We start from the raw sequence: 8,091 nt of genomic DNA on the forward strand, positions 1-8,091 counted from the left end.
CTCCTGTCCACCTGGCCGCCGACTGGGCCGTGCGGCCGTTGAAGCGAAGGACCCATGAGTTCAGTGTCCGGAAACAGCGGAACCCTTCTTCCGATCTACGTGATGGCGGACGAGTCGGCTTCCATGAACGCCAACATGGCCGCCCTCAACGCCGGTCTGGCGCATCTGCACCTCAAGCTGCTGGCCGCGCCGATGGCGGCGGCCAAGGTGCGCTTCTCGGTGCTCGGCTTCGCCGACGACGTGGTGCAGCGCATGCCCCTGGTCGATCTGCGCCAGCAGAGCGAGATCCCGCAGCTCGTCGCCCGCGGTACGACGAGCTACCAGGCAGCCTTCGAAGAGCTGCTGAGCCGCATCCTGCGGGACGTGGACCAGTTGAAGGCGGACGGCTACAAGGTGCACCGGCCCGCGGTGTTCTTCATGACCGACGGCATGCCCAACGAGGGCGAGGACTGGGTCGGCGCCCACCGGCGGCTGACCGACCGGTCCGTCACCAAGGCGGCACCCAACATCATCTCGTGCGGTATCGGCGACGCCGACGCGCGGACCATCCAGATGATCGCCACCAACCCGAACTTCGCATACGTCTCGGACGGCGACCGGGTGGGCGACGCCATCTCCTCGTTCTGCACCGCGCTCACCCAGAGCGTCATCAGCTCCGGCACCGCCATGGCCAACGGCCAGGCCGAACTGATCGTGGAGCCGCCCGCCGGTTTCCGCATGGTCGTCGACGAGATCTGACATGGAGCCGACCCCTCACACCTCGCCCGCGGACGGCTGGCTGGAAAGCTACTTCGTGGGCAGCATGGACCCCTCCGTGGAGCCGCTGCCGGTGGCGGAGTCGCCGCACGCTCCGGCGACCGGCGCGGACTGGGAGCCGTTCGTCGTGGGCACGCCGTGTCTGCGGTTCGAGCCACGGCCGCCCAGGACCATCTCCTACCGGCCCGACACCCTCTGCGACGGCTGGTCCACCGACCAGTTGACGGTCCGCCTCGCGTCGGTACGCGGCTACGCCCACCGCCACGACGGTCGGCCCCGCGAGGATGACGCGGCCGCCGCGTACCACCAGCCCACCGGGACCGTGGTGTTCGCCGTCGCCGACGGGGTGTCGTCGGCGTCACAGGCCTATATCGGTGCGACGCTCGTCTGCCGGGCGGCCATCGACGACATCACGGCCCAGCTCGACGACGGGCCGGAGGTGGACCTGGTCCGCACCGTCCGGTCGGCGGCCTGGCAGTTGGTAGCCCGGGGCGCAGGCGGCGGTCGGGCGGTCACCGCGGAGGACAGCCAGGAGGCCGAACGCCGGTACGCCACCACGCTGGTGGCGGGCACGGTCGGCGTCGGACGGCACGGTGTCCCCGAGGTGTCACTGGTGCAGGTCGGCGACTCCGGCGCCTGGGTGCTGCACAGGTGCAGCGGGCGCTTCGAGCGGCTGCTGAGGACCAAGGACTCCACCGGCGAAGAGGTGCTCTCCTCCGCCGTGACGCCGTTGCCCCGGGTGCCGACGGCACTCCGGCCGACCCGGGTCTCCCTGCGGCCCGACAGCGTGCTGTTGGTGGGCAGCGACGGGTTCGGTGATCCGCTGGGTGACGGCGCGGGTGAGGTGGCCCAGCTCTTCGCCCACCACCTGCGGACCCCGCCGCCCATCCGCGGCATCGCCCACCTGCTCGACTTCTCCCGGGAGACCTTCGACGACGACCGCACTCTGCTGGCCGTCTGGCCACGGCACCTGCTGCCCGGCGACGGCGGCGAGTGAGGGGGCGTCGATGCCGGAGTACATCGACCACGATCGGCTCGTCCTCGGGGACGCGCCGATCGGGAAGGGCGGTCAGGGCAGGGTCTGGGAGGTCAAGGACCGTCTGATCAACGGCCGTTGGCCAGTGGTCTTCAAGGAGTACGTGTCGCCGCGGGACGTGGACACCGACGTCCTGGAGGAGATGGTGGCCTTCGTGCCGAAGCTGCCGACCGACATCGGTGAGTGGTGGTGCGAGCGCAGCTCATGGCCCGCGGCCGTGGTCGCACGCGCCGGTCGACCGGTGGGGTTCCTCATGCGGCGGATCCCCGACGAGTACTACATCCGGCTCGCCTTCGACCAGGGCAACCGGGTACCGGCGGGGTTCGAGTTCCTGCTCAACCCAGCGAACTACCTGCAACGGGTCGGGATCTCACTGTCCGACCTGCAACGCGCCGAGTTGCTCAGGGACTTGGCCCATGTGCTGGACCGGCTGCATCGGCGCAGGGTGGTGGTCGGTGACCTGTCCCCGGCCAACGTGATGTTCAGCCTTGCCGGGAAGCCCTCCTGCTACTTCCTCGACTGTGACGCGATGCGGCTGCGCGGCCGCGACGTCCTGCCCCAGGTGGAGACCCCGCACTGGGGTGCCCCGGACAGCGAGCCGAAGGCCACCGTCGCCAGCGACCGCTACAAGTTCGCGCTGATGGCAGTCCGGCTGTTCGCCGGCGACCAGCACACCGAGGACATCACCGCACTCACCGGCTTCTCCACGGAGCTGGGCCACTTCGCCAAGCAGGCCCTGCACCACGGCCCCGAACAGCGTCCCACCATGAAGGCCTGGGTGTCCGCCCTGGACAAGGCCGCCGAGGACGCCGCCACAACGCCACGCCCGAAGCCAACAAGCCCGAAGCCGAACCCCACCCCTCCACCGCCCAATCCCGGCCCGTACGTTCCGCCCCACCCCCACCCCCACCCCCAACCGCAGATGCCGCCCATACGGCCGACACCGCCGGGCAAACCCTCGTCAGGCAGGCGGGTCGCGGCGGTGCTCACCATCATCGCCATGCTGTTCTTCTTCGCGTACCTGGCGCACAAGGGCGGCGAGCACGGCTACGGCACCGATCCCGGCTCCACGGCCTCCCCGACGAGCGGCCCGACCGCCGCTCAGGCGATCGACTCCCTGCTGGCCGAGGCGAAGGCCACCCGGGGCACGGTCGACTCCGCCGCGCAGGACGCCATGAACTGTGGCGCGCCCGCCGAGGACGCCACGGCCTTCGGCAACGCGCTCACCGAGCGCCGCGACCTCCTAAGACGTCTGTCGGACCTGAACGTAGACGCGCTGGACGGCGGAAGCGCAGTGGTATCGGATTTGACGAACGCCTGGCAGGCGTCCGCCAACGCCGACGACTACTTCCAGCGGTGGGCGAGCTCACTCACCGGGACGTGCACCTCCGACAGCACGTCCTCCGACTACGAAAACGCCCTGGCGCAGGGGCAGTTGGCGACGGCCGCCAAGAAGAGGTTCGTCGCCGACTGGACGCCCATCGCCCAGCAGTACGGCCTGCCTGCCTACTCCTGGGACGAGCTGTGACCGGCGCACCGGCGCAGCTCCGCGCTTCGGGCCACCACGATGGCCTGGCGGCCGGTGATCACCAGGCCCCGACCGCGCCACTCCTCCAGAACGCGGCTGACCGTGCGCCGCGACGTCAGCACGAGCCCTGCCATGTCGTCCTGGGTCAGCGGCAGGTCGATCCGCACCGACCCTCCATCCGCGCGGCTCCCGTACAGCTCGCCCAGTTCCAGCAGGAGCGCCGCCAACCGCGCCTCCACCCGCTCCGCCCCGGCGGCCGCCCGGCGCCGGTCGGCGTCCCGCAACCTGCGGGAGAGCACCAGCCGCACCGCGTTGGCGACAACGGGGAGCGAACCGGTCAGCGCCAGGAACCGCGCCGAGGGCACGACCAACGCTTCCACATCGGTGAGGGCGTAGAGCGATGCTGAGCGCGGTCGGCCCTCGAACCCGGCCTGCTCCCCCAGTAAGTCTCCGGGGCTACGGATGGCCAGCACTGCCTGGTAGCCGGTCTCGGAGTCCGTGTAGACCTTCACACAACCGGTCCGCACCACGTAGACGTGGTCCGACTCCTCGTTCTGCCGGACCAGATGGGTCCGGGCGGAGAACGAGGAGCGCCGACCGGCGGCCGTCAGCGCCGAACGGCTCGGCTCGTCGAGCAACGACCAGAAGGTGTGCGCCGCGGGGTTCCAATCGTCCATTGAGCTCAGCTTCCCACCAACTGCGACGGCGTCAGCCGGTCACCCCGACGACGGCCAGCACAAAGGCACCTGCCACGGCCAGGAGCAGGGACTGCTGCACCCGGCGGTGTTTGGTCCAGGCGATCCGGCTCATGATGACGAGTTCACGGGAGAGGACGGGTAGCAGATCAGCGTCGGCCAGGCGCGTGGCGAGCTTCTCCGGCGACCAGTACCGCAGGTGGCCGTAGAAGACGAAGTCATCGCTGGACGGCGCCGGTTCGCCCTCGGACCGCGGGATGACCACTGCCACGGCGAGTGCGGCGGCGAGCCCGAGCAGGAACACGCCGAGCCAGAAACCGCCCACGGCCCAGAAGCCGGACAGTCGGCCGAAGCGGTGGCCACTGCCCGCCAGTGCCGCCACACCGGCCAGCGCGGCCGATTCCAGGGTCAGCGCGAACGAGGCCTTGGAGTCGATCTTCCCGGTCCAGTCGGACAGCGAGGCGTACAAGTGCCATGCCGTGTCGACGCCGTTCGTCACGCCGTCGTCCTGAGCCACCCGAACTCATCCCCCCTGTCTGCCACTTGACGGTCACCATATCGGTAACCACGCTCACTGGTGAGCGTTTCCCCGGCCGTCCCCGAGTCAGGCCACCAGCCGCGCGATCCCATCCGCGCCGACCGGCACCGCCGAAGCCCCCAGGGCTGCCGGTGCTGGGGCAACTGGCATCGCCGGCGCCAGCGGGGGCGGGCGACCGCGCTCATGCTTCGAGACCGGCAGGATGCGCGTCCCTGCTTCCTGTCCCTGAGCTACCCGATGCTCGACGACCGCAACGAGACGCCGTCGAGCTTCGAAGTGACCGACCTCGGCATCTGGGATCGCCGGGAAAACCTGCTCGCCTGGGCGCGGTGCTGGGTGACTGAGGCACTACAACACCGCCGCCTGCCGGACAGGCGTCTGCGGATCCGGCGGACCGGTCTTCGCATCAACGCCGACGGGAGATGCCGTGCCTGCGTGCTGATCGCGTGCGAAGTTCGCGACGGCCGTTACCAGGCCGACGTCGGCTCCCTCTGCCTGTCCCGCGTGAAAGCTCGGTTTCGAACCACTGAGCGCGGCTGTTCTCCTGCAGGAGGGGTACCAGGCCGAGGATGATTGGAGTGCGTGGGCGCATCTTGGGCCCTGCGCGCCGAGCAGGGTCCAAGTTGGGGGCTGACAGCGCGGGTTCGGCCACTTCGTACGGCATCGTGGCCGGTCAGCGATGGCGTGCCGGCTCGGCGGGAAAACCGCTGGGTATAGTGCAGGCGTTTCGGGGAACCGGCGACCCGGAGTCGGTCGACCTCACGCGCCACCTCGCGTTCCTCGACATTCGGGACCCTGGCGGAGCCCCGATGACCACATCGCTGAGGAGGCCGTCCCATGGAACCCGTCACGCTGATCACCGGTGGCTCGAGCGGAATCGGCGCCGCCACCGCCCGCGCCCTGCTCAAGCAGGACCACCGCGTGGCCATCACCGGACGTGACGCGAACAAGCTGGCCGCCTTCGGCGCTTCGGCCGGAGCGGGCGAGCGGCTGCTTACGATCACCGGCGACACCAGCCATGCGCACGACGTCGCCTCCGCCGTGCGCCGCGTGGTGGACGTGTGGGGCCGACTGGACAACGTCATCGCCAACGCCGGTTTCTCACTGCCCGGCAACCTGGAGAGCCACGCTCCCGAGGACATGCGCGCCATGGTCCTCACCAACGTCCTGGGCCCGGCCCTGCTGGTGCGGGAGACCCTGCCGCATCTCAGGGAGTCCAAGGGCCGGATCGTGATCATCGGTTCGGTCGCTGGGGTGCGCAACACGCCTGGCAACCTGTACTCGGTCACCAAGTGGGCCGCACACGCGCTGGCTGAGAACACGAGGCTGCTGGTCGGCAAGGACGGAGTCGGCGTGACCGTCATCGCCCCCGGGGTGGTGGACACCCCGTTCTGGGACGAGCGCGGCGGCACCCCCGAGGCGGCGCCGGCAATGACCGCCGAGCAGATCGCGGACACGATCGTCTTCGCCGTCAACCAGCCCACGGGCGTGGACATCAACCACATCACCCTGCGGCCGACCGGGCAGCTCGGCTGACGCCACGCTCCCAAGGGCCCTACAACAAGGCGCCTTCGGTCCCCGCCGCGTACCACACGGTGCAGGCCGAAGGCGCCTTCGGGCATCCGGGCGGACGCGCGGCGTCAGGGGGAGAAGTGGGCGCACCGGGAGGGACCACGCCGAACTACTCGAAGTCGGCCACGGTGGGCGCCTGTGCCGATCGAAATTTCGGCCCACCTCGAGCGCCAGCGAGACGACGTTGCCGCCAAGGGGCAGGAGTAGTTCGGTGGGGTCACCTCCGGTGGCATGCACGGTCGCGGTCAGACACAACCGCCACGGAGTCGACAGCGTCCACGCAAGAAGCCCTTTGGGATGGCGTTGGATGGCAGTCAGGAGTGGCTGCCAGCGGGGGTCGTTCCCAGTGCGGCTCTTTAGGTAGCTGACCGCGTCACTCGGGCAGACGGGGTCGATGCCGATCCGAGCGGAGTCCAGAAGGTGTCCCCCAGACACGGACGTGTCGGCTCGAAGCGCGTCGTAGTGACTGCTTCGACAGGTGACGATGACCGGTCCAAGCTGAAGTCCGTCTTTACTGCGGTGTTTGTTCAGGGCGGTCAGAACGGCCTGCGCTTTCGGCGCCTCAGGGTCCGGACTCCCGTCCTTGCGGATGGGGTCCACCTCGTCCAGACCGTCGAGAACCGGCAGTACGAGCCGGCGGCTGACCAACTCGGCCGCCATCCGTCGCCGCAACCCGTACGCCTCGACCAGGTGTGCCGCGAGGCGGTCCTCCAATGCCACCGCCGTGTCCCACTGAGTGAGAGCCATTCGAACCGGCACCGGCTCACCAGGCAGGCACTTGTTGAGTAGGTCGATCACGAGCTCCAATGCCAGGACGGTCTTGCCGGATCCCGGCACGCCCGTGACCACCAGCCGAAGAGTGCCGGTGCCGCGGTAGTAGTCAACGATGTCGCCCACGCCGGCACTCTGCCCGAAGAGACGTCCGGATAGCGGAGCGCCGTCAGCCGTCCTGCCGTCCTCGGGCATCAACTGGTAGCTGAGATCGATCCGCTTGACATCTCCACCAACGAGTCGGCTCCGTTCAGCCGACTCGCTTCTGTGGACGGCGCGCGCCAGACCAGCGGCCGCCGTTTCAATCGGGTCCTCTGGCCGGACGACCTGGACCAACCGATGGATGACATGGGCCGCGACGGAGCCGTACTGCGCAAGTATGTAGCCAGGACCCGACGGGCCGATGGGTGAAGAGGTGACTCCGGGGTCGGTCAGCGCTGGTCCGACCCCGGCTTGGGAGGGTTTCCGAGAGTCACGTCCGAGATGCTTCCTTGTCGACGGTGCCAGCCACTTGCCGGACCTTGCGAACCACCCAAGCGACGAAGTATCCGACTGCGATCTCCATGCCCGTCACTACGACCCCGATTGACCGATCATCAGAGAATCACTGGATGACGGTCATTGAACCGCTTCGCGCCTGCACCCCGCAGCCCTTTGTGACAACAACATTGGCTGGGCGCCAGCCAGCGGCACAACCGCTGGCCGCTCGTCCGTGGCAATCCCGCTCACCAGCGCTTCGAGGCGCCGTGCGAGCTTGGGCGCCGGCTGCGGCTCGAAGAATCCCTTGGGATCGCGCGGAACCGCGAGCGTGACGGCTCCGGCATCAGCCATCACGTTCTTCGGCAAAGTGCCGTTGCGCGAGTCGCCCGAGCCATGACCAGCGGGATCGTGTTCGCCGAGGTGGTCGGTCACCTCGACGTACAGGGCCCGAGATTGGGCCTGGGCCAGCCTGCCACATCACGGACTTACATGATCTTTCAGAACACTCTTCGGCCTTCCAGCGCGGTGCCCCCACCCCACAAGGCTGGTCGGGGCACCGCGGGGGGCGCATCGGGTCACGGTGTGACCGTCTGGGTGTCTACGGGTGAGGTGGAGGTGTTGAAGTTGCCACTTCCGTTGTAGACGGCGGTCAGGGAGTGGGTGCCGATGGCGAGGGTGGTGGTGCTGAAGGTCGCCATGCCGCCGCTGAGGGTAC

The 8,091-nt window shown here is 69.0% G+C and carries 8 protein-coding genes and 2 pseudogenes; 5 read left to right on the forward strand and 5 right to left on the reverse strand.

What is annotated here, in order from left to right:
- Positions 1–54: 54 nt before the first annotated feature.
- Genes P3G67_RS15985 through P3G67_RS15995 form a run of 3 tightly spaced genes read left to right on the forward strand, consistent with a single transcriptional unit; the run spans position 55 to position 3,320 of the window.
- Positions 55–738 carry a vWA domain-containing protein gene (locus P3G67_RS15985; protein WP_276094091.1) on the forward strand — a complete coding sequence of 228 codons (684 nt, stop codon included), beginning with the start codon at positions 55–57 and terminating at the stop codon, positions 736–738.
- Position 739: 1 nt separating this feature from the next.
- On the forward strand, positions 740–1,753 hold the full coding sequence (locus P3G67_RS15990) for a protein phosphatase 2C domain-containing protein (protein ID WP_276094092.1): 1,014 nt from the start codon (positions 740–742) through the stop codon (positions 1,751–1,753).
- A 10-nt stretch (positions 1,754–1,763) separates the two neighbouring features.
- Positions 1,764–3,320 (forward strand): hypothetical protein, encoded by a 1,557-nt coding sequence (locus P3G67_RS15995; RefSeq protein WP_276094093.1) that lies wholly within the window; start codon positions 1,764–1,766, stop codon positions 3,318–3,320.
- Here P3G67_RS15995 and P3G67_RS16000 read toward each other — a convergent pair.
- Positions 3,299–3,997: a Crp/Fnr family transcriptional regulator gene (locus P3G67_RS16000; RefSeq protein WP_269858138.1), complete on the reverse strand. Its 699-nt coding sequence runs from the start codon at positions 3,995–3,997 to the stop codon at positions 3,299–3,301. The two genes, P3G67_RS15995 and P3G67_RS16000, sit on opposite strands and share 22 nt — an antisense overlap.
- 31 nt (positions 3,998–4,028) lie before the next feature.
- Positions 4,029–4,532, reverse strand: a complete 504-nt coding sequence (locus P3G67_RS16005; protein WP_276094094.1) for a Pycsar system effector family protein — start codon at positions 4,530–4,532, stop codon at positions 4,029–4,031.
- Between the two features lie 258 nt (positions 4,533–4,790).
- Here P3G67_RS16005 and P3G67_RS16010 point away from each other — a divergent pair, with 258 nt between their 5' ends.
- Positions 4,791–5,126, forward strand: a complete 336-nt coding sequence (locus tag P3G67_RS16010; protein ID WP_276094095.1) for a hypothetical protein — start codon at positions 4,791–4,793, stop codon at positions 5,124–5,126.
- A gap of 264 nt (positions 5,127–5,390) precedes the next feature.
- A complete protein-coding gene (locus tag P3G67_RS16015) occupies positions 5,391–6,089 on the forward strand; it encodes an SDR family oxidoreductase (protein WP_276094096.1) in 699 nt (232 codons plus the stop codon).
- 495 nt (positions 6,090–6,584) lie between these two features.
- On the opposite strand, the pseudogene P3G67_RS36040 reads toward P3G67_RS16015, so the two are convergent.
- The 3 genes and pseudogenes from P3G67_RS36040 to P3G67_RS36045 form a co-directional block, all read right to left on the reverse strand.
- Positions 6,585–7,091 (reverse strand): annotated as a pseudogene (locus tag P3G67_RS36040) (NACHT domain-containing protein); the annotation flags it as partial.
- Between the two features lie 423 nt (positions 7,092–7,514).
- A pseudogene (locus P3G67_RS16020) lies at positions 7,515–7,826 on the reverse strand (transposase); the annotation flags it as partial.
- Between the two features lie 125 nt (positions 7,827–7,951).
- Entirely contained in the window at positions 7,952–8,074 is a 123-nt protein-coding gene (locus tag P3G67_RS36045) for an Ig-like domain-containing protein (RefSeq protein ID WP_391858269.1), read from the reverse strand.
- Between the last annotated feature and the right edge of the window lie 17 nt (positions 8,075–8,091).

Source organism: Streptomyces silvisoli (genome assembly GCF_029269905.1).
GTDB lineage: Bacteria > Actinomycetota > Actinomycetes > Streptomycetales > Streptomycetaceae > Streptantibioticus_A > Streptantibioticus_A silvisoli_A.